This is a genomic window from Pseudomonas sp. CC120222-01a (assembly GCF_003097235.1).
Taxonomy (GTDB): domain Bacteria; phylum Pseudomonadota; class Gammaproteobacteria; order Pseudomonadales; family Pseudomonadaceae; genus Aquipseudomonas.
The window spans coordinates 18129-44208 of record NZ_QEQQ01000023.1; the positions used below are offsets into that span (position 1 = coordinate 18129).

Here is a 26080-nt window from a genome sequence, read left to right on the forward strand (position 1 = left end):
GCCCCAGGCCTTCAGCTCTCCAACACTCGGCAATAGAACTTCCACTCTTCCTCCAGCGCATGCGCCAGGTTCTCGGCCTTGCGAAAGCCGTGCCGTTCGCCTGCATAGAAATGCCCTTCAGCCTCGATGCCATTGGCCTGCAACGCGGCCAGCATCGAGCGCGTCTGCTCCGGCACCACCACTGCATCCAGCTCGCCCTGGAAGAAGATCACCGGCACCTTGATTTGTGAGGCATGCAGCAGTGGTGTGCGCTGGCGATAACGCTCGGCATCCTGCTGCGGGTCACCGATCAGCCAGTCCAGGTAATCACCTTCGAACTTGTGCGTGGCCTGGCCCAGGGCAATCGGATCGCTGACCCCGTAAAGGCTGGCCCCGGCGCGGAATACGTCGTTGAACGCCAGGGCGCACAGCGTGGTGTAGCCACCGGCACTGCCGCCACGAATGAAGGCCTTGGCAGGGTCGATCAGCCCTTTTTCCGCCAGATGCTCGACAGCGGCACAGGCATCCTGCACATCGCTTTCGCCCCAACGCAGATGCAGCGCCTGGCGGTACTCCCGGCCATAGCCCGTGCTGCCCCGGTAATTCAGGTCGGCCACGGCGAAACCGCGTTGGGTCCAGTACTGGATACGTGGGTCGAGCACCGGGTAGCAGGCCGAAGTCGGGCCACCGTGGATAAATACCAGCAATGGGGCAGGGCCATTGGTGCCGTTTGCCGGGTAGAAGAAGCCATGGGCAAACGCGCCGCCACTCTTGTAATGGATCGATTGCGGCAGGCTGATGTGCGCTGCAGGCAGCACTTCGGCGCCGCCGGCCAGCACGCTGACCTCATGGTTGGCACGGGCAATGGCGATCACTGCTGGCGGGCTGATCGGTGAGGCTGCCACGGCATAGAGGTAGTTGGCATCCATGGCCAGGTTGCGGAACCGGGTATAGGCGCTGGCGAAGTGTTCCATGTGCCCCAGTTCATCGTGCAGGCCGAGTTGCCCAATACCCCCTTCGAACCAGGTGGCCAGATAGCGTTGCGCAGTTACCGGTAACCAGGTGCAGGTGCCCAGCTGCCATGGGGCGGCGGCATGGTCGGCGGGCTCGGCCGGCAGTGCCTGCCAGTGGCCATCGACCTCGCCCCACGGTTGCCAGAAGCCATTGCGGTCAGACAAACAGTACAAGCGGCCTTCGGCGTCGAAGCGCGGTTGTTGCAGTGATTCATCCTCGGCAGCGATACAGCGCGCCAGCCCCCAGTCGCCGTGGGTGTCGCGTTCGCGGCACAACAGCCGGGTAACGGTCCAGGGCTGTGCCGGGCGGTCCCATTCGACCCAGGCCAGGCGTTGGCCATCAGCGCTGACCGTCGGCGAGGCATAGAAGTCAGCACCCTCGGCGAGCACCTCGCGGGAGGTTTCGGCCAAGGCCACCAGGCGATGTTCGACGCTTTCGCCATGGCGCTCTTCGACTGCCAGCACCTTGCCGTCGTGCCACTGCACATCGCCATAGCGGCAATCGGCCTCGGCGGTCAGGGCGCGTGGTGCAGTGCCGTCGAGGCGCTGGGTATAGACTTGCTGGTCCTTTTCGTTGACGAACAGCAGCCCGTCACCGCCCAGGCAGAAGCTACCGCCACCGTATTCGTAGACCCGGCTGCGCACGCTGAAACCATCGGGCGTGAGGCAGCGTGCCTGATGGTCACGCCACTGCCAGATACGGCAGGCGCCATCGGCCGGGCGGAACTCGTTCCAGAACAGCCCCTCGGCGCTGACCTTGAGTTCGGCAAAGTCGGTGCCGGCAGCGACGGCCTGGGCGGCACTGAAGTCAGCCGCGGACGATGACACGGGAGTTGCGCTCATTGCGGAAGGTCATCTCTTCGATGGCGAGTTGGGCGGTTTCCGCCTCCTCGCGGGCCTTGAGGATGATGCCGTGGTCGGCCGACTTGGCACACACCGGGTCGGCCTTGCTGGCATCGCCGGTCAGCATGAAGGCCTGGCAACGGCAGCCGCCGAAGTCCTTTTCCTTTTCGTCGCACGAACGGCACGGCTCGGGCATCCAGTCGTAACCGCGGAAGCGGTTGAAGCCGAACGAGTCGTACCAGATGTGGTGCAGGTCATGGTCGCGCACGTTGGGGAACTGCACCGGCAATTGCCGGGCACCGTGGCAGGGCAGGGCAGTGCCGTCCGGGGTGATGGTCAGGAACAGGCTGCCCCAACCGTTCATGCAGGCCTTGGGGCGTTCTTCGTAATAGTCCGGAGTGACGAAGATCAGCTTGCACGGGCTGCCCGCGGCCTTGAGCTTTGCCCGGTACTCGTTGGTGATGCGTTCGGCACGTTCGAGCTGCGCGCGGGTCGGCAGCAGGCCCAGGCGGTTGAGGTGCGCCCAGCCGTAGAACTGGCAGGTGGCAAGCTCGACGAAGTCGGCTTCAAGGGCGATGCACAGCTCGATGATGCGGTCGATCTTGTCGATGTTGTGCCGATGGGTAACGAAGTTGAGCACCATCGGATAACCGTGGGCCTTCACCGCACGGGCCATTTCCAGCTTCTGCGCGAAGGCCTTCTTCGAGCCGGCCAGCAGGTTGTTGACCTGCTCGTCACTGGCCTGGAAGCTGATCTGGATATGGTCCAGCCCGGCCTCTTTGAAGGCGGCGATGCGCGCTTCGGTCAGGCCGATGCCGGAGGTGATCAGGTTGGTGTAGTAGCCCAGCCGACGGGCCTCGCCGATCAGCTCGGCGAGGTCTTGGCGCACCAGTGGTTCACCCCCGGAGAAGCCGATCTGCGCAGCGCCCATCTCGCGGGCTTCGGCCATCACCTTGAACCACTGCGCGGTGCTCAGCTCCTGACCTTGGGCGGCGAAGTCCAGCGGGTTGGAGCAGTACGGGCACTGCAGCGGGCAGCGGTAGGTCAGTTCGGCCAGCAGCCACAGCGGCAGGCCGACCGGCACCTCAGGCGAGGGTGATCCAGTGTTCGCCACGGGCCACCTCCATGAATTGCTCGATATCGTCGGCGACTTCGGGCACACCAGGGAACTGTTGTTCAAGGTCGGCGATGATCGTCGCCACGTCACGTTTGCCGTCGATCAGCCCGCCGATCAGGCCGGCGCTGTCGTTGAGCTTGATCATGCCTTCGGGGTACAGCAGTACATGGCCTTTCTGCGCTGGCTCGTACTGGAAGCGGTAGCCGGGGCGCCAGCTCGGCACTTGCTTGCGGTCGAAACTCATAGGGCAATCCCCTTGTGCCAGACACGTTGCTGGGTGACGGTGTGGTAAGGCGGGCGGTTCAGCTCGTAGGCCATGCTCATGGCGTCGAGCATGCTCCAGAGGATATCCAGCTTGAACTGCAGGATTTCCAGCATACGCTCCTGGCCCGCACGGCTGGTGTAGTGCTGCAAGGTGATCGCCAGGCCGTGTTCCACGTCGCGCCGAGCCTGGCCCAGGCGAGTACGGAAGTACTCGTAGCCGGCGGGGTCGATCCACGGGTAGTGCTGCGGCCAGCTGTCCAGGCGCGACTGGTGGATCTGCGGGGCGAACAGCTCGGTCAGCGAGCTGCTGGCCGCTTCCTGCCAGCTGGCGCGGCGGGCGAAGTTGACGTAGGCATCGACGGCGAAACGCACGCCGGGCAGCACCAGTTCCTGGGAACGCAGCTGGTCGGGGTCGAGGCCGACCGCCTGACCCAGGCGCAGCCAGGCTTCGATACCTCCGTCCTCGCCGGGCGCGCCGTCATGGTCGAGCAGGCGCTGGATCCACTCACGGCGAATTTCGCGGTCCGGGCAATTGGCCAGGATCGCGGCATCCTTCATCGGGATGTTGACCTGGTAATAGAAGCGGTTGGCCACCCAGCCCTGGATCTGTTCGCGGCTGGCACGGCCTTCATACATCGCCACGTGGTACGGGTGGTGGATGTGGTAGTAGGCGCCCTTGGCGCGCAGGGCCTGCTCGAACTCGGCAGGTGACATTGGCAGTGCGTCGCTCACGGGGCCTCCTTACAACTCGATGCTCATGCCATCGAAGGCGACTTCGACGCCGCGGCGCTGGACTTCGGCGCGCTCGGGGGAATCTTCGTCGAGGATCGGGTTGGTGTTATTGATGTGGATAAGCACCTTGCGCTGGCGCGGGAAGCCGTCGAGCACTTCGAGCATGCCGCCCGGGCCATTTTGCGCCAGGTGGCCCATCTCGCGGCCAGTGCGGGTGCCAACACCGCGGCGCTGCATTTCATCATCCTCCCACAGCGTGCCGTCGACCAGCAGGCAGTCGGCGCCGTGCATCATCTGCAGCAGCTTGGCATCGACCTGGCCGAGGCCGGGAGCGTAGAACAGCTTGCCGCCGGTGCGCGTGTCCTCGACCAGCAGGCCGAGGTTGTCGCCCGGGTGCGGGTCGAAGCGGTGCGGCGAGTAGGGCGGCGCGGCGCTGCGCAGGGGGAAGGGGGTGAACGTGAGGTTGGGGCAGGCGTCGATGACGAAACTGCCTTCAAGCTCGATGCGGTTCCACTGCAGGCCACCGTTCCAGTGGCTGAGCATGTTGAACAGCGGGAAGCCGGTGGTCAGGTCCTGATGGACCATGTCGGTGCACCAGACTTGATGCGGGCAGCCTTCGCGCAGGCTGAGCAGGCCGGTGGTGTGGTCGATCTGGCTGTCGAGCAGGACGATGGCGTTGATGCCGGTGTCGCGCAGGGCACGCGCCGGCTGCATCGGCGTGAAGGCCTGGAGCTGGGCGCGGATGTCGGGTGAGGCATTGCACAGGATCCAGTGCTCACCGTCGTCGGACAGGGCGATGGACGACTGGGTGCGCGCCGTGGCGCGCAGGCTGCCGTCGCGATAGCCCTTGCAGTTGACGCAGTTGCAGTTCCACTGCGGGAAACCACCGCCGGCGGCGGAACCGAGAATCTGGATGTACATGGCCACTCCTTCTGCGAAAAGCCGTATCCGGAAAACGACGACGCCCCGGCGGGCCGAGGCGTCATGCCGCAAAGCAGGGCTTAGCGGCTGGCGAAGTACATGGTCACTTCGAAGCCGATACGCAGGTCAGTGTATGCAGGTTTGGTCCACATGGGCGTTCTCCTTCCGGATGGGGTTGGGGTGCTTCAGCTACTCATTGGGTGCCACCTGGAGCTGGAGGTTCCATTCGCTGAGATAGCGTTATCTTACAAGAAAACGTTGTACTGAAAGGTTAATTCTTTGATAAGCGCCCTTGCAGTAAACGTAACAATCCCCGCGAGATCAGTGCCAGGACGCATCGGGCGCGGCGCTGTTGGCCAGGCAAAGCCAGGGCCAATCGGAGCCGAGCAGGCCGCGTAGCAGGTCGTCCAGATCCGCTTGTTGCGTCATCAGAATAGACCGCTGCAGCGCAAGCAGGTCGCCGGGTTGTGTGGCCAGGTGTGTCTGCCATGCCCATTCGGCGACCTCGGCGTTGGCCATGGCAGGCTCGTCGAACTGCTCCGCCAGTGCCTGGCGGGCATGGCTGTCGAGGGTGACGCCCTGGCCCAGAAGCTCGCGCAGGTGATCGAGGATTTCGCCCTGGCTGGCATGTGGCGACTGCACACCGAACAGCAGGCCACCGATGCCTTCGATCTGACGGAAGGTACTGAAAACGGCATAGCCAAGTTGCAGCTCGACCCGCAGTCGTTGATACACCGCGCCTTGCAGCAGCTGGGCCAGCAGACGACCACTGGCTTGCTGCGCGGCTGATAGTGGGCAGAACAGCAGCAGGGCATGTTCACTGCCCGGCACCTCGGCATGCTGCCAGCGATGGCCGGTCCAGAGGGCGGCAGGCGTGGGCACCGTGCCTTGTCCTGGGCAGCCTTGCAGCACTGCGCCTAATGCCTGAGCGGCGCTGGTGCCGAAGCCGACGGCCAGGCCTTGCCAGTGGCTGTGCTTCCAGGCGTCGTCGAGCAGCGCCTGATCGAGGGTGCAGGGCGGCGTTTCGGCGGGGCGAGTACAGAGCACGGCGTCAGGTAGCTGATTGATCAATGCCCTGATCGGTATCAGGGCGGGCGCCTCAGGTGGCGAGGGTTGCCAGTTGGAGGGCACTTGCATCAGCGCCAGTGCCTGGCCTGCGGCGCTTACCACGGCTGTCGGATGGCCAGCGCAACGTAGCTGCCAGTATTCGCCTGAAGCGTTGAACTGCAGTTGCACGCAGGCCTGCTCGCAACGTGCCTGCAGGGGGTGCAGGGCGCGTTCAAGTACACCTTGTAGAGGCTGGCGCACTGCCGACGGCATGTGCCAGCGCAGATACAGTGCAGCGTATTGCCTGGCGGGGGGCAGCAGGTCGCTGATGGCCAGCGCAGGTGGCAGCTCTGCAATTCGAGCAGTGGGCAATTCATCGAGCAACAGGGGCTCGGCCACCGGCAGTTGCCATTGCCCGTAAGTGTGACGTGGCAGCTGTTCAATCAGCGCTTCGAACGCAATCAGCGCCAGTGTATCCAAGGCGGCAAACGGCTGGTCGGCGCTGTCGCGGCGGGCCAGTTCCAGTGCGCTGGCGCCGCGTTCACGACGTTGTTGCAGGCGGCCGAAGGCATTGTTGAGTTGGGCGAGGTCTGTGTGGCGGATGAAGTCGAACCAGCCGTGCAACAGCTTCAGCGCTTCATCGGTGTCGGCATCCGCGCCGAGCTTCAGATCGATGTGCCAGAGCAGTTGCCCGGCAAAGGCATACAGCTTCTCGGCCTTGAACCCCTTGAGCCAGCCCCGTCTCTCCAGTGCATCCAGCCAACTGCCGGGGCGGTTGTCGACGAGGTTGGCGATCAGCATTTCCAGCGCCTGCTCTGCACCTGAGGGCAGGCTCTCGTGGGCGAACAGCAGCGGCTTATTGGCGGCCAAGGCGGGTGGCAAGGCTTGTGGCACAAGGTCTCCCGTTTCGAAGACCCCGGCGTATTGCCTGCCGAGTTGTTCCAGTTCATCCAGTGGCTGCGGGCCGCAGAGACTCAGGGTGATCTGGCCGCCCTGGTAGAAGCGCTGGTGGAAGCCCGAGAGCGCTTGCTGGAAAGCAATATTGCGCAAAACGAGGGAATAGCGGTTGCCTGCATGAAAGCCGACCAGCGGATGATTGCCAACCACCGATTGCAGCAAGGCAAATTGCTGCTGCGCCTGCGGGTTGCGTGACCAGGCAATGAACTCGGCGTGGATGACTTCCCGCTCGCGGCGTTGCCGTTCGATGCCCAGGTCCGGTTCGGCAAGCATCTGGCACAGGCGCTCCAGGCCACCGGCCAATGCGGCGGGTGGGACTTCGAAGAAGAAGTCGGTGGTGCGCTCGCGGGTGCTGGCGTTGACTTGGCCACCCAGAGCCTGGACATAGCGCATCAGGCCGTCTTCCAGAGGGAAGCGTGCGCTGCCGAGGAAGAACAGGTGTTCCAGGAAGTGGGCCAGGCCCGGCCATGCGGCTGGGGCGTCGTGGCTGCCCGCATGTACCCTCAAGGCGGCCGCCGAGCGCTTCAGGCGTGGTGCATGGCGCAGGGTCAGCTGCAAGCCGTTGGCGAGGGTGAGGTGGCGGGTGGTGTCAGGCATGGGAACTCCGGGGCAGGTGTTCATGCTAACCCATTTGCAAGGCAGGCCCGGCCCATTCGCGGGCGTGCCTGCTCCCACAGGAGTAGCGTTGACCACACGATCACGCGGTCCCTGTGGGAGCGGGCACGCCCGCGAATGGGCCGCAAAACGGCCCCTGTCAGCCCTGACGCAGGTGCAACTCCTGACGCAGATCGGTCAGGTAGGGAAACGCCTCGCGCCCCCGCACCACCCGCTCATGCTCCAGCTCGGCCAGCAACTGGCACTCATCGCGCCCGGCCATGGCCAGCAGGCTGCCATCGGGCCCGATGATGCTGCTCTGCCCGCAATACTGGATCTCGTCCTCGGCCCCGCAGTAGTTGGCATACACCAGGTAGCACTGGTTCTCCTGCGCCCGCGAGCGCACGGTCACCTGACAGACGAAATCGTATGGCGTCATGTTCGCCGTCGGCACCAGGATCAGCTCGGCACCTGCCAGCGCCAGGCGCCGGGCGTTCTCCGGGAACTCGATGTCGTAACAGATCAGCATGCCGACCTTCCAGCCCTCCAGCTCGACTACCGGGAAATGGTCGGCGCCGGGGCTGAACATCGCCCGGTCCAGCTCGCCGAACAAGTGAGTCTTGCGGTAATTGCACAGGCTGCGGCCATGGGCATCGATCAACTGCACACTGTTGTAGATTGCCCCGTCATCGGCGCGCTCCGGGTAGCCGTAGACGATGGCGATGCGGTGCGCCTGGGCAATCTCCACCACCTCCATGGCCGAGGGGCCATCGTTGGCTTCGGCCAGCCGTTCGACCTGCGCCAGGCCGATGTTGTAGCCGCTCAGGAACATCTCCGGGCACACCAGCAATTGCGCGCCACGCTCGGCCGCCAGCTGCGCCTGGTGACGCAGCCGTTGCAGGTTGCCGGGCACGTCCAGCGGGTTGGGTGCGCCCTGGAACAGAGCGATGCGCATGCTGCCTCCTTGGTTTCAGTCAGCCAGGGCGATCGGCCCGATCTCGTCGAACACGTCGCCGGGGCCTGGGTTGTCTGGGTGGGTGCGGCCACCGAAGTGGTTCATGATACCCCACACCGCATTCAGCGACGTCTGCACCGCGCCTTCGACCCAGGCCGGGGTCCACGACACATCGTCACCGGCAATGAACATGCCGCGCTGTTCGGCGGGCATGTCCTGCTGCATGAAGTGCGCATACATGCGCTGGTTGTAGCGGTAGTGGCCCGGCAGCGCGCCCTTGAAGGCGCCGAGGAAATGCGGGTCGGCCTCCCAGGAAATGGTGATCGGGTCGCCGATGATGTGCCCGGCGATGTCGGTCTTGGGGTAGATCTTCTTCAGTGCGTCGAGGGCCAACTGCACGCGCTTTTCCACCGGGTGCGGGAGCATCTTCAGGGCATCGCTCATCCAGGCGTAGGACAGGCAGATCACGCCCGGCTTGTCGTCACCGTTGTCGAACAGGTAGGTGCCGCGGGTGAGGCGGTCGGTGAGGGTCATGCTCATCAGGTCGCGGCCGGTCTGCGGGTCCTTGTCCTTCCAGAATGGCCGGTCGACCATGACGAAGGTCTTCGACGATTGCATGTAGCGGGTGCGGTCCAGGGCCATCCACATCTTCTGCGAGAACAGCGACTCTTCGCAGTCGATCTGGGTGGTCAGCAGCCAGCTCTGACAGGTGGCGAGCACTGCACCGTAGTGGCGGGTGTCACCCCAGTTGTCGGTGACCGCCAGGCGCCCGTCGGCAGCGCGGGCGATGCGTTTTACCCCGGTGCGCGGTGCGCCGCCATGCAGCGAACTGAGGCTGGTGCCTTCCGGCCAATGGGCGCAGCGCTCCGGTACATGGCGCCAGATGCCCTGCGGCACCTGTTCCACACCACCGACGATCAGGTGCTGATGGTCGTCGCAGTTGGTCATTACCACGCGGAAGATTTCCAGCATCGAGTTGGGGAAGTCCGAGTCCCAGCCGCCAGTGCCGAAACCGACCTGGCCGAATACTTCGCGGTGCTGGAAACTCAACTGGGCGAACGAGCGCGAGGTGGCGACGAAGTCGTAGAAGGTGCGGTCGTCCCACAGCGGTACCAGCTTGTTCCACAGCGCTTTGAGCCGAGGTACGTCGCGGTCACGGATCGCCTGCTGGATATCGGCAAACTGCGCACCGCTTTCCAGCGCATCCGCCCAGGCGTCGGCCACTTCATGGAACAGTTTCGGCAGGTCACTGGCTTTTTCGGCGTAGTAGGTCTGGCCTTCGAGGTCGATCACCGTGCTGCCCGATGCGGACGTCAGCGGGTTGGGGAAGGGCTTGGTTTCCAGGCCCAGCTTGTCGACGTAGTGGTAGAAGGCGGTGGAGGACACCGGAAAGCGCATGCCGCCGAGCTCGGCGATGATGCCGTCGGTGCCGTTGAAGGCCTGCGAACGCAGCCGCCCGCCAAGCTTCGAAGCCTCGTACACCACCGGCTTGAGGCCCAGCTTCATCAATTCGTAGGCCGCGACCAGGCCGGCGATGCCTGCGCCAACGATGGCGACTTCTTCACCATGGCGTTCGGCTGGGATGCTGCCCAGGCCAGCCGGGTGTTCCAGCCAGTCATCGAAGGCGAAGGGGAAGTCCGGGCCGAAGATGGTGATGGGCTGTTTGCCGTCGGCGGGGTGGCGGTTTTTCTTGTTCATGAAGTGACCTTGCCAGAGCGGCTGCGCGGGGGGGCGGAGCCTGAGTATAGGAGATGGCTGGTGGTCATTTTATGAAGCGGGGTATTCGTAATTAAGATGCAGAATGATGGCGAAATTGATGTTTAATTGTCATTACGTCGACAGCTACATGAATTATGACGCCAATCCGGCTTTAGTCAGGCTGCCCGCGATCGACCTTGCTGCTGAGGATGATCGACGTGGTGGTCTTCTCCACCCCCTCGACGCTGCCAATCTGGTCCAGCAGCTGGTCGAGTTGCTCCGGCGAATCGCTGCGCAGCCAGGCCACGTAATCGAACTCGCCACTCACTGCGCATAGCTGCTGTACCTGCCCCATGGCACTCAGGCGACGCACCACTTCCTTGCCGGAGCGTGGCTGCACCTTGATTCCGACATAGGCCTGCAGGCCGCCGCCAATCAGGCGCTGACCAAGGCGCACGCCGTAGCCGGTGATGACCTTGTTCTTTTCCAGCCGTTCCAGGCGCGAGTTGACCGTGGTGCGGGCGATGCCGAGCTGGCGGGCGAGGGTGGCGACGCTTTCGCGGGCGTTGATCTGCAGCAGTGCGATCAGCTGGCGGTCGATTGCGTCGAGGGTGATGGGGCGGGAGTCCGACATGGTAAGTCTCTACGGAGGGTCCGTTAGCCTAGCTAGCTGCAGATGAGCAGGGCAAGCCCCTGAACTGTTACCAATCGAGCACAAAAAAGCCGCGCATCAGCGCGGCTTTTCGTCGTATCTGGTGGGCCCACACGGACTCGAACCGTGGACCAAAGGATTATGAGTCCTCTGCTCTAACCAACTGAGCTATAGGCCCTCAGTAAGTGCCCGGATTATAACGAGGGTTTTGAAAGCGTGCCATCCGAAAGATCGGATAGTGCTATACGAAGAAACGTCGCTGCGAATTCATCCGGCGGCAGTGGCAGGCTGACGATGTAGCCTTGGATCTGCTCGCAACCCTCGGCTGCAAGGAAGCGTTGCTGCGCCTGGTTCTCCACACCCTCGGCAATGATCGTCAGTTGCATGCTGCGCCCCAGCGCGATGATCGCACGGGCGATGGCGGCGTCGTGCGGGTCGTCCGGCAGGCCGCGGATGAACGACTTGTCGATCTTGAGAATGTCCAGCGGCAGGCGTTTCAGGTAGCTCAGTGACGAGTAGCCAGTGCCGAAGTCGTCGATTGCCAGCTGCACACCCAGCTGCTTGAGCTGGTGCAACACGGCCAGGGCCTCTTCAGCCTGGCTCATGATGAAGTTCTCGGTGATTTCCAGCTGCAGGTCGCCCGCTTTCAGCTGGTAGACCTTCAACAGGTGCTCAATGCGCTTGGCCAGGTTGGGGTGGCGCAGCTGTGCACCAGCCAGGTTGATCGACAGCGGCCCAAAGGGCTCGAAATCCTTTTTCCAACGGTGCATCTGCTGGCAAGCCTGTTCCAGCACCCAGTCGCCCAGTTGGAGAATGGTGCCGTTCTCTTCGGCCAGGTGGATGAAATGCTCGGGTGGTACTTCGCCGAACGTTGGGTGGCTCCAACGGATCAGCGCCTCGGCGCCGACCAGGGCCTGGGTCTTGAGGCTCAGCTTGGGCTGGAAGCTCAGGCTCATCTCGTTACGCTCGATGGCACGACGCAGTTCGTGCTCCATGGCGATGCGTTCGCTGGCCTGTACGGTCAGGTCTCGGGTGTAGGCCTCCACGCGGTTGCGGCCTTTGGCCTTGGAGCGGTACATGGCGGCGTCAGCGTTGCGGATCAGTGTGGCAACGTCGGTACCGTCCTGTGGATAGAGGCTGATGCCGATGCTCGCACTGGTGAAGAATTCGTGCTCGCCTGCCTGGAACGGCGCAACGAAGCAGGCCAGCAATTTGTTGGCGATGGCATGGGCGTCGCTGGGTTTGTGCAGGCCGGGCAGCAGGATGATGAACTCGTCGCCACCCAGACGGGCCACGGTGTCGACGTCGCGTACCTGCTCCTTGAGGCGCTGGGCGATACCTTTGAGCAGCAGGTCGCCGACCGGGTGGCCGAGGCTGTCGTTGATATGTTTGAAACGGTCCAGGTCGAGGAACAGCACCGCGCCCTGGCGGTTGGAGACCTGCGAGCAGGTCAGCACGGCCTGCAGCCGGTTTTCGAAGAGGGCGCGGTTGGGCAGGCCGGTCAGTGGGTCGTGGTGGGCCTGGTAATCGAGTTTGGCCTGGGCATGCTTGAGGCTGGAAATGTCGGCGAACACGGCGACGAAATGGGTGACTTCGCGCTCGCTGTTGCGTACGGCGCTGATGGTCAGCCAGCCGGGATACAGCTCGCCATTCTTGCGCTTGTTGTAGATTTCGCCCTGCCAGTGACCTTCAGCCGTGAGCTGGTGCCACATGGCAGCGTAGAAAGCGCTGTCATGCTGACCGGAGGCGAGCAGGCGCGGGGTCTGGCCGAGTGCTTCGATCTCGCTGTAGCCGGTGATCTCGCTGAAGGCACGGTTGACTGCGCTGATGCGCTGGTCGGTGTCGGTAATCAGCACGCCTTCAGCGGTATTCTCGAACACGGTGGCAGCCAGTTGCAGTTTTTCCTGCATCAGGTGGCGTTCGGTGATGTCGCGGGCGATGGTCAGCATGCAGTCGACACCACCGATCGGCAGTGGACGAGCCGACAGCTCACAGAGGCGAATCTGCCCATCGCTGCGGCGCAGGTGGCAGCTGAAGTCACGCACGAAGCCATCGCGGCCAAGCTGGTCGATCAAGCGCTTTCGTTCGTTGAGGTCGACCCAGATCCCCAGGTCGAACGAGGTCTGGTCGATAGGCGGGTTGAATTCGTAACCGGTCAGGCGGCAGAAACCCTCGTTGACCTCCAGCAGCAGGCCATCGCTCTGGCGCGACAACAGCAGGCCGTCAGGTGAGGCGTGGAAGGCCTTGGCGAACTTTTCCTCGGAGGTCTGCAACTGTTGCTGGGTTTCCTTGAGCTGGTTGATGTCGCGAACGGCCACGACAATCGCCAGGGTGCCATCAAGCTCGAAGGTTTCGGCTGAGGTCAGGCCGGTGAACAACTGGCCGTTGCTGCGGCGGAAGGTCATTTCGATGTTGCGGATGCCGCCTTGGTGCAGGCGTTCGAGCAGCCTCGGGCCCATGCCTTCGATGCCCCACAAGTTGAGCTCGGTGGCGGTGCGGCCGATCACTTCGCCCGGCGTCAGGCCAATCTGCTCTTCAAAGGCTTCATTGACCTCGAGCAGCACGCCATCGCTGTGCCGTGCAATCAGCAGAATGTCCGGGCACTGCTCGAACACCGAGGCAAACTTCTGTTCCGACAGGCGCAGGGCGTCTTCAGTGCGCTTGGTCTCGCTGATGTCGATCATCAGGCCGCGCATCACGGGCCGGTGGCCGTGTTCGATCATGCTGACGATGTTGCGTATCCAAAGCGGTTGGCCGTCGGCGCGCATCACGCGGTAATCAAGGCTGTGATCACGCCCTGCGGCGGTTTCACTCTCGCAGAAGGCCTGGGCCCAGAGCGCATCGTCGGGATGCAGGATGCTGCGCCAGAAACCGGGCTTGAGCCAGTCGTGCAGGGGGTAGCCCAACAGGTCTTCGGCGTGCGGCGAGACATAGCTGTAGGTGAAGTCGTTGGCGTCGGCCTCCCAGGCGATTGCTGACAGGCTCTCGATCAGGCCGCGGTAATGGTATTCGCTGCTGCGCAGCTCCTGCTCCAGGGCGATGCGCCGGGAAATTTCCGAGCTGAGCCGGCGATTGATACGGATGACCACGGCGAGAATGGCGATCAGCAGCAGGACGGCGGGCAGACCATAGAGCAGCGTGTCGCGCCAGAAACTGCGCTGGTCGACCACGTTGCCGACCCAGCGCTGCTGGATATGGCTGATTTCATCGCTGGACATGTCGGCCATCACCTTGTCGAGGATACCGACCAATACCTGCTGGTCACGGGGCGCGGCCATTGCCAATTGATAGCGATAGGGCGTTTCGCCGCTCACATACAGCCCTTCGAGCTTGAGTTGGCGCAGGCTCCAGATGCTTGAGGCGAGGTCGCCGACCACGGCGTCCACCGCATCGGTGGCCAGCGCCTGCAGGGTCGAGCTGACATTCGGCATCGCCACCAGGTTGAGATCCGGGTGATGGGTGCGCAGCAGTTCATGGGGCGCGTAGTTCTCGACGACGGCGATCTTCAGCCCGTACAAGTCCTTGAGCGTGCGCGGTTGCGGGCCGCCTTCATGGGCCAGGATGACGATGGGGAAATCGAGGTAGGGGCGGGTGAACGCCAGGTAGCCCTGGCGTTCCGGCGTCGACATGATGCCGGGCAGCAGGTCTATGTGGCCTTCGCGCGCCTGCTGCAGCACTTCGGTCCAGCTGCTGGGCTCGACCGGTTTCAGTGATACTCCCAGGCGATCCTGGAGCAAGGCGATGTAATCGGCGGCCAATCCCTGGTACCGGCCCTCCTGGTCACGAAACTCGAATGGTGGCCAGGAAGCGTCGACGCCCAGTCTCAACTGCGGGTGGGCAGCGAGCCAGGTTTTTTCCTCGTCTGTCAGGGTCAGGGCGCCGGCCGTTGTGTTCCACAGCATCAGGAGCAACAACAGAATGGCCGGCATCGGCAGCATAGCGGCCTCGCATTCAGTTGGTCTGAATTCGAGTGTAGACGGGCATTCAGCCAGCCGAGTAGCCGATCACAACTATTTGTCGGATAAGAAAAACCCCGGCCTGGGCCGGGGTTTGTCATCACTCGTCGAGGAAGGAGCGCAGGTGCTCGCTGCGAGTCGGGTGGCGCAGTTTGCGCAACGCCTTCGCTTCGATCTGACGGATCCGCTCACGGGTCACGTCGAACTGCTTGCCCACCTCTTCGAGGGTGTGGTCGGTGTTCATGTCGATACCGAAGCGCATGCGCAGCACCTTGGCTTCGCGTGCGGTCAGGCCCGAGAGCACGTCACGGGTCGCTTCCTTGAGGCTTTCGACCGTGGCCACGTCGATCGGGGACTGCATGGTCGAGTCCTCGATGAAGTCGCCCAGGTGCGAGTCTTCGTCGTCACCGATCGGGGTTTCCATGGAGATCGGCTCTTTGGCGATCTTCAATACCTTGCGGATCTTGTCCTCAGGCATTTCCATGCGCTCACCGAGCTCTTCCGGGGTCGGTTCACGGCCCATTTCCTGCAGCATCTGGCGGGAAATACGGTTGAGCTTGTTGATCGTCTCGATCATGTGCACCGGAATACGGATGGTGCGCGCCTGGTCGGCGATCGAGCGGGTGATCGCCTGGCGGATCCACCAGGTAGCGTACGTCGAGAACTTGTAGCCGCGACGGTATTCGAACTTGTCCACCGCCTTCATCAAGCCGATGTTGCCTTCCTGGATCAGGTCGAGGAACTGCAGGCCACGGTTGGTGTACTTCTTGGCGATGGAGATCACCAGACGCAGGTTCGCCTCGACCATTTCTTTCTTGGCGCGGCGGGCTTTCGCCTCACCGATGGACATGCGGCGGTTGATTTCCTTGATCTCGGCGACAGTCAGGCCGGTCTCGGTTTCAAGGTCGATCAGCTTCTGCTGGCAGGCAACGATGGCGGCGTCCTTTTCACCCAGGGCAGCAGCCCACTTGGTGCTGCGCTTGGCCAGGTCACCAGACCAGGTCTGGTCGGTTTCGTTGCTCGGGAACAGGCGCAGGAAGTCGGCACGCGGCATGCGGGCGTCACGCACACACAGCTGCATGATCGCACGCTCTTGCTGACGCAGGCGGTTCAGGGCATCGCGCACGCGCTCGACCAGAACGTCGAACTGCTTTGGCACCAGCTTGATCGGCATGAACAGATCAGCCAGGGCCTGCAGGGCCTCGATGCTTTCCTTGACGTTGCGGCCGCCCTTCTTCAGGACCTTGTTGGTGGCCTGAAGCTGATCGGCAACGGCGCCGAAGCGCTGGGCTGCGACGACCGGATCTGGACCGCTTTCGGTCTCTTCCTCGTCGTCACCGCCTTCACTTTCTTCGTCTTCGTCGTCCGACTCTTCCTTGGCCGCAGGGGCCTTGGCACCAGGAACTGGCACTTCGTCGGTCGGCGCGGCAATGTTGTCGTCAGGGTCGATGTAACCGCTGAGAACGTCGGACAGGCGGCCGCCTTCGGCGGTGACGCGGTCGTATTCGCCGAGGATGTAGTCGACAGTACCCGGGAAGTGGGCTATGGCGCCCATGACTTCACGGATGCCTTCCTCGATCCGCTTGGCGATTTCGATCTCGCCTTCACGGGTCAGCAGCTCGACGGTACCCATTTCGCGCATGTACATGCGCACCGGGTCGGTCGTGCGGCCGATATCGGTTTCAACTGCCGCCAACGCAGCAGCGGCTTCTTCGGCCGCGGCTTCGTCGGTGTCGGCTTCCGCCAACAGAAGGGCATCCGCATCCGGAGCACTCTCGAATACGTTGATCCCCATGTCGTTGATCATGCGGATGATGTCTTCCACCTGTTCCGGATCTGAAATATCCTCAGGCAGGTGGTCGTTGACCTCCGCGTAAGTCAGGTAGCCCTGCTCACGACCGCGGGTGATCAACTCTTTGATACGAGACTGCTGTTGCGCTTTTCCGGACATAACACCCTATCCACTGAAGGTCTTGGCGGGCAAAAAACAAGCCGAGGATTATACCCGAGCATGGGCCTCACGCGCCAGATGAGGTCGGCGTTTGTGCGGGAACATTCCGGCTCAGCAGGGCGAGGAGCTGTGATTTTTCCTCGCTGGTCAATTCGCTTTGACGTGATTTCCTGAGCAGTTGTTCCAGGCTGCGCTCGCGTTGGCGGGCGGACAAGCTAGTTATAGTGTCGAAAAACTGTTGTTCAAGGTTGTCAGCCACGATCAACCATTCCTTTTCGGCCAGGGCCCGCAGCAGGCGGCCTTGTTCAGTGCCGTGCCAACGTGCGATCAGCTGCATTGAGCTTAGCCCAGGATTCTTCTGCGCAGCTTCGATCAGGGCCACCAGCAGCTGGCTGTACAGGTGTTCTTCGTCGGCGAAGTGGCTGGCGTCCTCGACCTTGCCGGCCAGCAGCGGGTGGTGCAGCAAGGTGCGCAGGGCAGCCAGGGTCGGTGGTTCTACCGGTGCCGGTACCCGCGGCGGCGCTTCGTCGCGCTGCTGCCATGGCTTGCCGCCCTTGCGATTCTTGTCCCAGGGCTTGTCGCTCCACTGCTTTTTGCCCCCGCCTTTGTTCGGCTTCCACTCCGGTTCCTGATGAACGGGGGCGTAGTCGTGCTGTGGCATGTCGCCGTAGTCGGGGGTGAAGCTGGCCATGGCATCGTAGTCATAGCCAGGGTCGTAGTCCGGCACACTGCTGGCCGCCGGAGCCTGTTGCGCCAGTTGCTCGACCTGCTGCGGGTCAAGGCCGGTGATTTCCTTCAGGCGGTTGCGCATCAGCTGGCGCAGGTTGGCGCCTGGGATCTTTTCGATCAACGGCGCGGCCAAGGTCGCCATGTGTGCCTTGCCTTCCAGCGATCGCGGGTCTGCTTCGTTGCTCAGCTGTTCGAAGAAATAGTCGGCCAGTGGCTGCGCGTGCTGGTTGATCCGGGCCATGAAGGCATCGGTGCCTTCGGCGCGCACCAGGCTGTCCGGGTCTTCGCCTTCGGGCAGGAACAGGAAACGCGCGCGGCGGCCATCCTGCAGGGCCGAGAGGGTCGATTCGAGTGCGCGCCAGGCGGCCTTGCGCCCGGCCTGGTCGCCGTCGAAGCAGAACAGCACGCTGGGTACCACGCGGAACAGGCGCTTGAGGTGCTCTTCGCTGGTGGCGGTGCCAAGGGTGGCCACGGCGTTGCGCAGGCCCTGCTGGGCCAGGGCGATCACGTCCATGTAGCCCTCGACGACGATGATCTCGTCGAGGTTGCGGTTGTGCTTGCGTGCCTCGTACAGCCCGTAGAGTTCCTGGCCTTTGTGGAAGACCGGGGTTTCCGGGGAGTTGAGGTACTTGGGCTTGTCGTCGCCCAATACCCGGCCGCCAAAGGCAATGATTCGCCCGCGGCTGTCACGGATCGGGAACATCACCCGGTCGCGGAAGCGGTCGTAGCGTTTGCCGCTTTCGGCGTTCTCGATCAGCAGGCCGGCGTCGATCATCACCTTTTGTTGCAGGGTGTCGGCGCCCAGGTGCTTGAGCAGGTTGTCCCAGCCAGGTGGCGCGAAGCCCAGGCCAAAGTCGCGGGCGATTTCGCCCGACAGGCCGCGGCCCTTGAGGTAGTCCACTGCCGCCTTGCGCGTTGGGTGGCCGCGCAGGGCCTGGCGGTAGAACTCCGAGGCGGCATCCAGTAATGGGTACAGCGGCGAATCGGTCGGCTGGCGCGGCTTGTTGTCGCGACGCCCTTGTTCCCTGGGCACTTCCATGCCGGCCGCGCGGGCCAGCTCCTCGACAGCCTGCGGGAAGTCCAGGTTGTCGTGGTCCATGACGAAGCCAAGGGCGTTACCGCCGGCGCCGCAGCCGAAGCAGTAGTAGAACTGCTTGTCAGGGCTGACCGTGAAGGAAGGGGTCTTTTCCTTGTGGAACGGGCAGCAGGCGGAGTAGTTCTTGCCGGTTTTTTTCAGCTGAACGCGCGAACTCACCACGTCGACAATGTCGAGGCGGTTGATCAGGTCGTCGATGAAGCTTTGGGGAATCAGCCCGGCCATGGCAGTCTCGTCATCTGGCAACTGGCAAGTCTAATCGCTAACGCGCCACAGAGGGGCGAATGCTGAGTAGGGGAAGTGCGAGGGAGTGTGTGCTCGTCGGTAGCCGCTAGGGCCCGTCAGTCATGACGTGCACGCCTGGCCGAAGCCAGATCTGACGCTTTGATGCATTTGCCCACTGCAGGTTGCGACGGGCGCCTTGGGCTAGCTGCTCAAGGTTTGAAACAAGCCGCTGCCATCGGCCCGGCGGTGAGCCGGGCAGGGCAGAAGCTCTAGCGTAGAACGTCTGTATTAGTACAGACGAACGGCGCGGCGCTGTTCGCGCTGAACTTTCTTGGCGTGACGCTTAACAGCAGCAGCTGCTTTGCGCTTACGCTCGGCGGTCGGCTTCTCGTAAAACTCGCGGCTACGAACTTCAGCCAGTACACCGGCTTTTTCGCAGGAGCGCTTGAAACGACGCAGAGCTACGTCGAAGGGTTCGTTCTCTTTAACTTTGACGGCTGGCATCCAGGGCTACCTTAATTCATTACCGGGGTAGACGTGCTCCTGGCAAAACAAAAGGTGTGCTGGAGAACGTCGGTTTTCAAGGGTTGCGGATGTTAACCCTTAGTACGCCGGAATGCAAAGCCTCTGATCGAAAACCGCTGGTCGGCACCCGGCACGGGGACTATCATGCGCGGCTTCGAATTCAGCCCCCACAAGGGACGAGCCCATGCTAGTACTGGGATTGGAAACATCCTGCGACGAAACCGGCGTCGCATTATACGACAGTGAGCGCGGTTTGTTAGCCGACGCGCTGTTCAGTCAGATCGACCTGCATCGCGTGTTCGGTGGCGTGGTGCCCGAGCTTGCCTCGCGTGACCACGTCAAGCGCATGCTGCCGCTCATCCGCCAGGTGCTGGAGGAGGCTGGCTGCGTCGCCACCGAGATCGACGCCATCGCCTACACCGCGGGTCCTGGCCTGGTCGGTGCGCTGCTGGTCGGTGCCTCGTGCGCCCAGGCCCTGGCCTTCGCCTGGGATATTCCAGCGATCGGTGTGCACCATATGGAAGGCCACCTGCTGGCGCCGATGCTGGAGGAAAACCCGCCCGAGTTTCCGTTCGTCGCTTTGTTGGTTTCCGGCGGCCATACCCAGCTGGTGCGGGTGGATGGCATCGGCCAATACGAACTGCTGGGCGAGAGCCTCGACGATGCTGCTGGCGAAGCGTTCGACAAGACTGCCAAGCTGATTGGCCTCAACTACCCAGGGGGCCCGGAAATCGCGCGCCTGGCTGAGCGGGGCGTGCCTGGACGCTTCGTGTTCCCGCGGCCGATGACCGATCGGCCGGGCCTGGAGTTCAGCTTCAGCGGCCTCAAGACCTTCGCCTTGAACACCTGGCAGCAATGCAAGAATGCTGGCGACGACAACGAGCAAACCCGTTGCGACGTATCCCTGGCGTTCCAGCAGGCGGTGGTGGAGACTCTGACCATCAAGTGCAAGCGCGCCCTCAAGCAGACCGGCCTCAAGCGCTTGGTCATCGCCGGTGGCGTGAGTGCCAACAAGGCGTTGCGCGCCTCGCTGGAAGACATGCTGGCCGGTCTCAAGGGCAACGTGTACTACGCGCGTCCGCAGTTCTGCACCGACAACGGCGCGATGATCGCCTATGCCGGTTGCCAGCGCCTGTTGGCCGGGCAGCAGCAGGACCTGGCGATCAGCGTGCAGGCGCGCTGGCCGATGGAGCAGTTGCCGCCGGTGTGAAGGCTTGCGGGCGTGTCAGAAATGCCTCTCGCGCCCGGCAAACAAGTCGCGCAGATTGTTGCGGTGGCGCCAGACGATCATCACTGTGAGCACGGCGATCGGCAGCAGCGCCTCCGGCTCGCGCCAGGCCAGCAGTGGCAAGGTCAGCGGGGTTGCGACAAGCGCTGCCAGCGAGCTGGTGCGGGTGAGGTAGAAGGTCAGCAGCCAGGCGCCGATGGCCAGCAATGCGGCCGGGAAATACAGGCCCATGAGCATGCCGGCGGCGGTGGCGACGCCTTTGCCGCCGCGAAAGCGGAAGTACAGCGGGAACAGGTGGCCGAGCACTGCGCAGACACCGACCCAGGCTTGCTCCTGCAGGCCAAGGCCGGCTGCGCGGGCGAGCAAAACCGGCAGCAGGCCCTTGCACAGGTCGCCAAGCAGGGTCAGGATCGCCAGTTTACGGCCCGCCAGGCGTAGCATGTTGGTGGCGCCGGCATTGCCCGAACCGCTGGAACGCGGGTCCGGGCTGCCCGAAAGGCGGCTGAGGACGATGGCGAAGGACAGCGAGCCGAGCAGGTAGGCGAGCAGCGCCAATAACCAAAACATGCTAACTATTCCGGGCGAGGACGCCCTGATTCTAACGGCGCCAGTCGCCCTTGTCGTGCTGTGGAGAGAAGTGCTTGGACAGAGTGTTCATCGAAGGCCTGGAAGTCGATACCGTCATCGGTGCCTATGACTGGGAACGGGATATTCGCCAGTGCCTGCGCCTGGACCTGAGTTTCGCCTGGGACAACCGCCCGGCGGCGGCGGGTGATGACCTGAACCTGGCGCTCGACTACGCCAGCGTCTCGGCACGGGTGCAGGCCTTTGCCGAGCAGGCGCGTTTCGAACTGGTGGAAACCTTTGCCGAACGCCTGGTGGCGACGCTGATGGAAGAGTTCCACATTCCCTGGGTGCGGTTGAAGCTGACCAAGCCGGGTGCTGTTCCCGCCGCCCGGGGCGGTGTTGGCGTGGAGATCGAGCGCGGATGTCTCTGAGCACGGTTTACCTGGGCCTTGGCAGCAACATCGGTCGCCACCAGCACCTGTGTGCGGGGCTCGATGCACTGGCGGCCATTCTCAGCGACATGCAATGTTCCCCGGCGTTCGAGAGCCAGGCGGTGGGGATCAAGAGCGGGCCGTTCATCAACTTCGTGGTCACCGGCAAGACCGAGCTGCCCCTGATGGAGCTGGATCGCCGGCTCAAGTTCATCGAGGCGGACAACGGCCGCTATGCGCCGGACCGCAAGGGCCTGCCGCTGGATATCGATGTGCTCATGTATGACGACTTGCATGGCACGTTCGATGGTCTGGTACTGCCCCGGGCAGAGATCCTGAAGAATGCCTTCGTACTGTGGCCGTTGTCGCTGCTGGCGCCTGAGCTTGTGCATCCAGGTGCGGGCAAGAGCATGGCGCAGTTGTGGCAGGAGGCGCAGATCGACCAGGTGCTGGCGCCTGTTGCCTTCGACTGGCGCGGTTTGCAGCTGACTCAGGCGTGAGCCTGTAACGGCCCTTTCGCGGCTAAAGCCGCGAAAGGGCCGGTGTGGTCAGCCCGGCTTGTAAGCCTCGAGCGCTTTTAGCCGCTCACCTTTGAGGGCCTCGCCCAGGCCTTGCCCGGTCAGCCCGGCTTCAACCAGCGGCTTGACATCTACCCCCCGGGCCGCTGCCGCCGCTCCACGCAGATAATCGCCCTGTGGATAACCTTCACAGGTGGCCATCTCACACGCCGCGATGAAATACTCAAAACGCTCTGGCCGGCGATAAACGTCGAACTTCTGCAGCATTTCCAGCAAGTTTGCAGGCGTTAACCGCAACGCGTCATCAGCGTGCCCGGCAAACTCACCCACCAGCACAGCCAGTTCCTGGCATTCACGCGGCGCCTTGAAACGCTGGTTGAGCGCCTTGATCGCCACTGGCTCCAGCCCTCGCAGCAAGCACGCCCAGCGCACAGCCAATGGCTGTTGGTGCTCTGCCGAACGCTGCAGTGCTGCCAGCGTATCCACGCTGTTTTCCAGTTCCGGCATCAACTCCTTCAGAGCGCCACATGCGTCCAGTACCCGGATGAACACGTGCGGCTGGTTTTCCATCAGCGCCCGCTCGATCTCCTTCCAGCTACGTTCGGCTGTCAGCGCCTGCAACTCGCCCGATTCGGCGATCTGGCGCATCAGAGCCAGTGTTTCATCGGCGACCTGAAAACCCAGTGGGGCATAGCGCGCGGCAAAGCGGGCTACGCGCAGTACGCGCAGTGGGTCTTCGGCGAACGCGGGGGAGACATGGCGCAGGATGCGTTGTTCAAGGTCGGACTGGCCGTGGTAGGGGTCGTAGACCACACCCTGTTCATCTTCGGCCATCGCATTGATGGTCAGGTCGCGGCGGATCAGGTCTTCTTCCAGCGTCACGTCGGGGCTAGCGTGAAAAGTGAACCCGCCATAACCGCGCCCGCTCTTGCGCTCGGTGCGCGCCAGGGCATATTCCTCGCCCGTCTTCGGATGCAGGAAAACCGGGAAGTCAGCGCCGACCGGGCGAAAACCCTGGGCGTGCATTTCCTCGACCGTGGCGCCGACCACCAGCCAGTCGATATCGCTGACCGGGCGCCCGAGCAGGCGGTCGCGTACTGCGCCGCCGACTTTGTAGATGTGCATGTGCAGCCTCCATTACTGCCCACAGGATACCCTGTCGGCAGCAATGGCGGTGCATCAGAGGTGGTGGATGACGGCGAGGTCCATGCGCCCGTAGTCGCCGCTCTCGGCATGCTCCCCACGCGGCGGCATGTGATGGGTCTTGACCACCTGGTCGCCCTGTACGGTCTCCAGATGGATATCGAAGCCCCACAGCCGGTGCAGGTGCTTGAGCACTTCCTCGGTGGAGTCGCCCAGCGGTTTGCGGTTGTGCTGCTGGTGGCGCAAGGTCAGCGAGCGATCGCCACGGCGGTCGATGCTCCATATCTGCACGTTGGGCTCGCGATTGCCGAGGTTGTACTGCGCTGCCAGTTGCTCGCGAATGATCCGGTAGCCGGCCTCGTCATGGATGGCCGGCACCAGCAGGTCATCGCGCTGGTCGTCATCGAGGATGCTGAACAACTTCAGGTCACGCATCACCTTGGGTGACAGATACTGCAGGATGAAACTCTCGTCCTTGAAGCTGCTCATGGCGAACTTGATGGTAGAAAGCCAGTCGCTGCCGGCAATGTCGGGGAACCAGCGGCGATCTTCCTCCGTCGGGTTTTCGCACATGCGGCGGATGTCGGTGTACATGGCAAAGCCCAGTGCATACGGGTTGATGCCGCTGTAGTACGGGCTGTCGAAGCCGGGCTGGAACACCACGCTGGTGTGCGACTGCAGGAACTCCATCATGAAGCCTTCGGTAATCAGGCCTTCGTCGTACAGGTCGTTCATCAGGGTGTAGTGCCAGAAGGTAGCCCAACCTTCGTTCATCACCTGGGTCTGGCGCTGCGGGTAGAAGTACTGGGCAATCTTACGCACGATGCGCACCACCTCGCGTTGCCAGGGTTCGAGCAGCGGGGCGTTCTTCTCGATGAAGTAAAGGATGTTTTCCTGCGGTTCGGAGGGGAAGCGTGCATCGTCGCGCTCGCCGCCTTTTTCGGCACTCTTGGGAATCGTGCGCCACAGGTCGTTGATCTGCCGCTGCAGGTGTTCTTCACGGTCCTTCTGGCGCCTGCGTTCTTCTTCGGCAGAGATCGGATAGGGGCGTTTGTAGCGATCCACGCCGTAGTTCATCAATGCGTGGCAGGAGTCGATCAAGTCTTCCACGGCATCGATGCCGTGGCGTTCCTCGCACTGGGCGATGTACTGCTTGGCGAACACCAGGTAGTCGATGATCGACGTGGCGTCGGTCCAGGTGCGGAACAGGTAGTTGCCCTTGAAGAAGCTATTGTGGCCATAGCAGGCGTGGGCGATCACCAGTGCCTGCATGCACATGGTGTTTTCTTCCATCAGGTAGGCGATGCACGGATCAGAGTTGATCACGATCTCGTAGGCCAGGCCCATCTGGCCCCGGCTGTAGGACTTCTCGGTACTGAGGAACTGCTTGCCGTAGGACCAGTGGTGATAACCCAGCGGCATGCCGACGGAAGCGTAGGCATCCATCATCTGCTCGGCGGTGATCACCTCGATCTGGTTGGGGTAGGTGTCCAGGGCGTAACGCTCGGCCAGCCGGCTGATTTCCCGATCGTAGGTCTGGATCAGCTCGAACGTCCACTCGGACCCGGTGGAAATGGGTTGGCGTCTCTGTGCTCTGGCGGTCATGTGGCTAACCTGCGCTGGAAGAGTTCACGGAAGACCGGGTAGATATCGCCGGCCGATACCAACTGCTGCTGGGCGAATGTGTCAGGGAATGCCTCGCCGATTCGCTCGTACTCGTACCACAACGCCTGGTGCTCACGTGGGGTGATCTCAACGTAAGTGTAGTACTGCACATGCGGCATGATCTGCTTGGAGAGGATCTCGCGGCAGATCGGCGAGTCGTCGTTCCAGTTGTCCCCGTCGGAGGCCTGGGCGGCATAGATGTTCCAGTCAGCGGCCGGGTAACGCTCGGCCATGATCTCCTGCATCATCTTCAGCGCGCTGGAGACGATGGTGCCGCCGGTTTCCCGGGAGTAGAAGAACTCTTCCTCGTCGACTTCGCGGGCGCTGGTGTGGTGGCGGATGAACACCACCTCGATGCGGTCGTAGTTACGCTTGAGGAACAGGTACAGCAGGATGAAGAAGCGTTTGGCGATGTCCTTGGTGGCCTGGGTCATTGAGCCGGACACGTCCATCAGGCAGAACATCACCGCCTTGGAACTGGGGTTGGGCTGCTTGACCAGCAGGTTGTACTTGAGGTCGAAGGTGTCGAGGAAGGGCAGGCGGTTGATGCGCGCCTTGAGTCGATCGATTTCCTGTTCGACTTCCTGGATGTCGGTGAAGTTGTCGGGTTCCTCGACTTTCAGCCGGTCCAGTTCCTTTTGTGCTTCGCGCAGCAGCGCACGGCTGCTGCCGGTCAGGGCGATGCGCCGGGCGTGGGCCGAGCGCAGGGTGCGGACAATGTTGATGCGTGACGGGTTGCCTTCGTTGGCGATACCGGCTCGTACGGTCTTGAAGGTGTCGGCGCCGGTCAGGTGACGTTTGACCAGATTGGGCAGTTCGAGGTCTTCGAACATGAATTCGAGGAACTCTTCCTGGGTAATCTGGAAGACGAAATCGTCCATGCCCTCGCCGGAGTTGCCGGCCTTGCCGCGACCACTGCCGCCTCCGCCGCCTTGCGGCCGAGGGATGTGCTCGCCAGCGGTGAACTCCTTGTTGCCTGGGTGCACGATGGTCTGCTTGCCGCCACGACCATGGTGCAGCACGGGTTCATCGATGTCCCGTCCCGGAATGCTGATCTGTTCACCGTGTTCCATGTCCATGATGGAACGGCGGCTCACGGCCTCTTCGACCGCCTTCTTGATGTGTTCACGGTAACGCCGCAGGAAACGCTGGCGGTTGACCGTGCTCTTGTTCTTGCCGTTCAGGCGTCGGTCGATAACGTAGCTCATGGTCCCTCCGGTAGCTGGGAGCAGCTGCAAGCCACAAGCTTCAGGCTGCAGGAAAGAGCAGCCACC

21 protein-coding genes and 1 tRNA gene are annotated in these 26080 nt (G+C 62.9%); 3 read left to right on the forward strand and 19 right to left on the reverse strand.

Annotated elements, in window-relative coordinates; all coding sequences use genetic code 11:
- Nucleotides 1-11: 11 nt before the first annotated feature.
- From N430_RS23515 to rpsU, 15 genes are all read right to left on the reverse strand, one after another.
- The gene (locus N430_RS23515) at nucleotides 12-1835 is read right to left on the reverse strand and encodes a S9 family peptidase (protein WP_110639232.1); all 1824 of its coding nucleotides are present in this window, start codon (nucleotides 1833-1835) and stop codon (nucleotides 12-14) included.
- Entirely contained in the window at nucleotides 1801-2949 is a 1149-nt protein-coding gene (gene pqqE / locus N430_RS23520) for a pyrroloquinoline quinone biosynthesis protein PqqE (RefSeq protein ID WP_110639233.1), read from the reverse strand. Before pqqE ends, N430_RS23515 begins: the two co-directional genes overlap by 35 nt.
- Complete coding sequence (gene pqqD, locus N430_RS23525) at nucleotides 2921-3196, reverse strand: pyrroloquinoline quinone biosynthesis peptide chaperone PqqD (protein ID WP_110639234.1); 276 nt, start codon at nucleotides 3194-3196, stop codon at nucleotides 2921-2923. Before pqqD ends, pqqE begins: the two co-directional genes overlap by 29 nt.
- Entirely contained in the window at nucleotides 3193-3930 is a 738-nt protein-coding gene (gene pqqC, locus N430_RS23530) for a pyrroloquinoline-quinone synthase PqqC (RefSeq protein ID WP_178083405.1), read from the reverse strand. Before pqqC ends, pqqD begins: the two co-directional genes overlap by 4 nt.
- Nucleotides 3931-3957: 27 nt before the next feature.
- A complete protein-coding gene (pqqB, locus tag N430_RS23535; protein WP_110639236.1) occupies nucleotides 3958-4869 on the reverse strand; it encodes a pyrroloquinoline quinone biosynthesis protein PqqB in 912 nt (303 codons plus the stop codon).
- 80 nt (nucleotides 4870-4949) lie between these two features.
- Nucleotides 4950-5021 carry a pyrroloquinoline quinone precursor peptide PqqA gene (gene pqqA / locus N430_RS23540; RefSeq protein WP_008365141.1) on the reverse strand — a complete coding sequence of 24 codons (72 nt, stop codon included), beginning with the start codon at nucleotides 5019-5021 and terminating at the stop codon, nucleotides 4950-4952.
- 169 nt (nucleotides 5022-5190) lie between these two features.
- Nucleotides 5191-7470, reverse strand: coding sequence for a pyrroloquinoline quinone biosynthesis protein PqqF (pqqF, locus tag N430_RS23545; protein WP_110639237.1), 2280 nt, complete (start codon nucleotides 7468-7470; stop codon nucleotides 5191-5193).
- 157 nt (nucleotides 7471-7627) lie between these two features.
- The gene (locus tag N430_RS23550; RefSeq protein WP_110639238.1) at nucleotides 7628-8422 is read right to left on the reverse strand and encodes a carbon-nitrogen hydrolase family protein; all 795 of its coding nucleotides are present in this window, start codon (nucleotides 8420-8422) and stop codon (nucleotides 7628-7630) included.
- 15 nt (nucleotides 8423-8437) lie between these two features.
- Entirely contained in the window at nucleotides 8438-10120 is a 1683-nt protein-coding gene (locus tag N430_RS23555; RefSeq protein ID WP_110639239.1) for an NAD(P)/FAD-dependent oxidoreductase, read from the reverse strand.
- Nucleotides 10121-10292: 172 nt separating this feature from the next.
- A complete protein-coding gene (locus tag N430_RS23560) occupies nucleotides 10293-10754 on the reverse strand; it encodes an Lrp/AsnC family transcriptional regulator (RefSeq protein WP_110639240.1) in 462 nt (153 codons plus the stop codon).
- Between the two features lie 119 nt (nucleotides 10755-10873).
- A tRNA-Ile gene (locus tag N430_RS23565) sits at nucleotides 10874-10950 on the reverse strand.
- A 16-nt stretch (nucleotides 10951-10966) separates the two neighbouring features.
- Nucleotides 10967-14710 (reverse strand): bifunctional diguanylate cyclase/phosphodiesterase, encoded by a 3744-nt coding sequence (locus tag N430_RS23570; RefSeq protein ID WP_110639241.1) that lies wholly within the window; start codon nucleotides 14708-14710, stop codon nucleotides 10967-10969.
- A gap of 118 nt (nucleotides 14711-14828) precedes the next feature.
- Nucleotides 14829-16679 carry an RNA polymerase sigma factor RpoD gene (gene rpoD / locus N430_RS23575; RefSeq protein ID WP_110639242.1) on the reverse strand — a complete coding sequence of 617 codons (1851 nt, stop codon included), beginning with the start codon at nucleotides 16677-16679 and terminating at the stop codon, nucleotides 14829-14831.
- A gap of 67 nt (nucleotides 16680-16746) precedes the next feature.
- Nucleotides 16747-18729: a DNA primase gene (gene dnaG / locus N430_RS23580; protein ID WP_110639243.1), complete on the reverse strand. Its 1983-nt coding sequence runs from the start codon at nucleotides 18727-18729 to the stop codon at nucleotides 16747-16749.
- Nucleotides 18730-19017: 288 nt separating this feature from the next.
- Nucleotides 19018-19233 carry a 30S ribosomal protein S21 gene (gene rpsU / locus N430_RS23585; protein WP_003255575.1) on the reverse strand — a complete coding sequence of 72 codons (216 nt, stop codon included), beginning with the start codon at nucleotides 19231-19233 and terminating at the stop codon, nucleotides 19018-19020.
- Nucleotides 19234-19438: 205 nt separating this feature from the next.
- On the opposite strand from rpsU, the gene tsaD reads away from it, so the two are divergent.
- Nucleotides 19439-20464 (forward strand): tRNA (adenosine(37)-N6)-threonylcarbamoyltransferase complex transferase subunit TsaD, encoded by a 1026-nt coding sequence (tsaD, locus tag N430_RS23590; RefSeq protein WP_110639244.1) that lies wholly within the window; start codon nucleotides 19439-19441, stop codon nucleotides 20462-20464.
- Nucleotides 20465-20479: 15 nt separating this feature from the next.
- Here tsaD and plsY read toward each other — a convergent pair whose 3' ends face one another.
- Nucleotides 20480-21049, reverse strand: coding sequence for a glycerol-3-phosphate 1-O-acyltransferase PlsY (gene plsY, locus N430_RS23595; protein ID WP_054885227.1), 570 nt, complete (start codon nucleotides 21047-21049; stop codon nucleotides 20480-20482).
- Between the two features lie 74 nt (nucleotides 21050-21123).
- On the opposite strand from plsY, the gene folB reads away from it, so the two are divergent.
- Both folB and folK read left to right on the forward strand, forming a co-directional pair.
- The gene (gene folB / locus N430_RS23600; RefSeq protein WP_027917471.1) at nucleotides 21124-21480 is read left to right on the forward strand and encodes a dihydroneopterin aldolase; all 357 of its coding nucleotides are present in this window, start codon (nucleotides 21124-21126) and stop codon (nucleotides 21478-21480) included.
- The gene (folK, locus tag N430_RS23605) at nucleotides 21471-21980 is read left to right on the forward strand and encodes a 2-amino-4-hydroxy-6-hydroxymethyldihydropteridine diphosphokinase (protein ID WP_110639245.1); all 510 of its coding nucleotides are present in this window, start codon (nucleotides 21471-21473) and stop codon (nucleotides 21978-21980) included. Before folB ends, folK begins: the two co-directional genes overlap by 10 nt.
- A 48-nt stretch (nucleotides 21981-22028) precedes the next feature.
- Here the strand turns inward: folK and N430_RS23610 are convergent, their stop codons facing one another.
- Genes N430_RS23610 through N430_RS23620 form a run of 3 tightly spaced genes read right to left on the reverse strand, consistent with a single transcriptional unit; the run spans nucleotide 22029 to nucleotide 26014 of the window.
- Nucleotides 22029-23123: a multifunctional CCA addition/repair protein gene (locus tag N430_RS23610; RefSeq protein ID WP_110639246.1), complete on the reverse strand. Its 1095-nt coding sequence runs from the start codon at nucleotides 23121-23123 to the stop codon at nucleotides 22029-22031.
- A gap of 54 nt (nucleotides 23124-23177) precedes the next feature.
- Nucleotides 23178-24746, reverse strand: a complete 1569-nt coding sequence (locus N430_RS23615; protein ID WP_110639247.1) for a SpoVR family protein — start codon at nucleotides 24744-24746, stop codon at nucleotides 23178-23180.
- Entirely contained in the window at nucleotides 24743-26014 is a 1272-nt protein-coding gene (locus N430_RS23620) for a YeaH/YhbH family protein (RefSeq protein ID WP_110639248.1), read from the reverse strand. Before N430_RS23620 ends, N430_RS23615 begins: the two co-directional genes overlap by 4 nt.
- Nucleotides 26015-26080 lie beyond the last annotated feature (66 nt).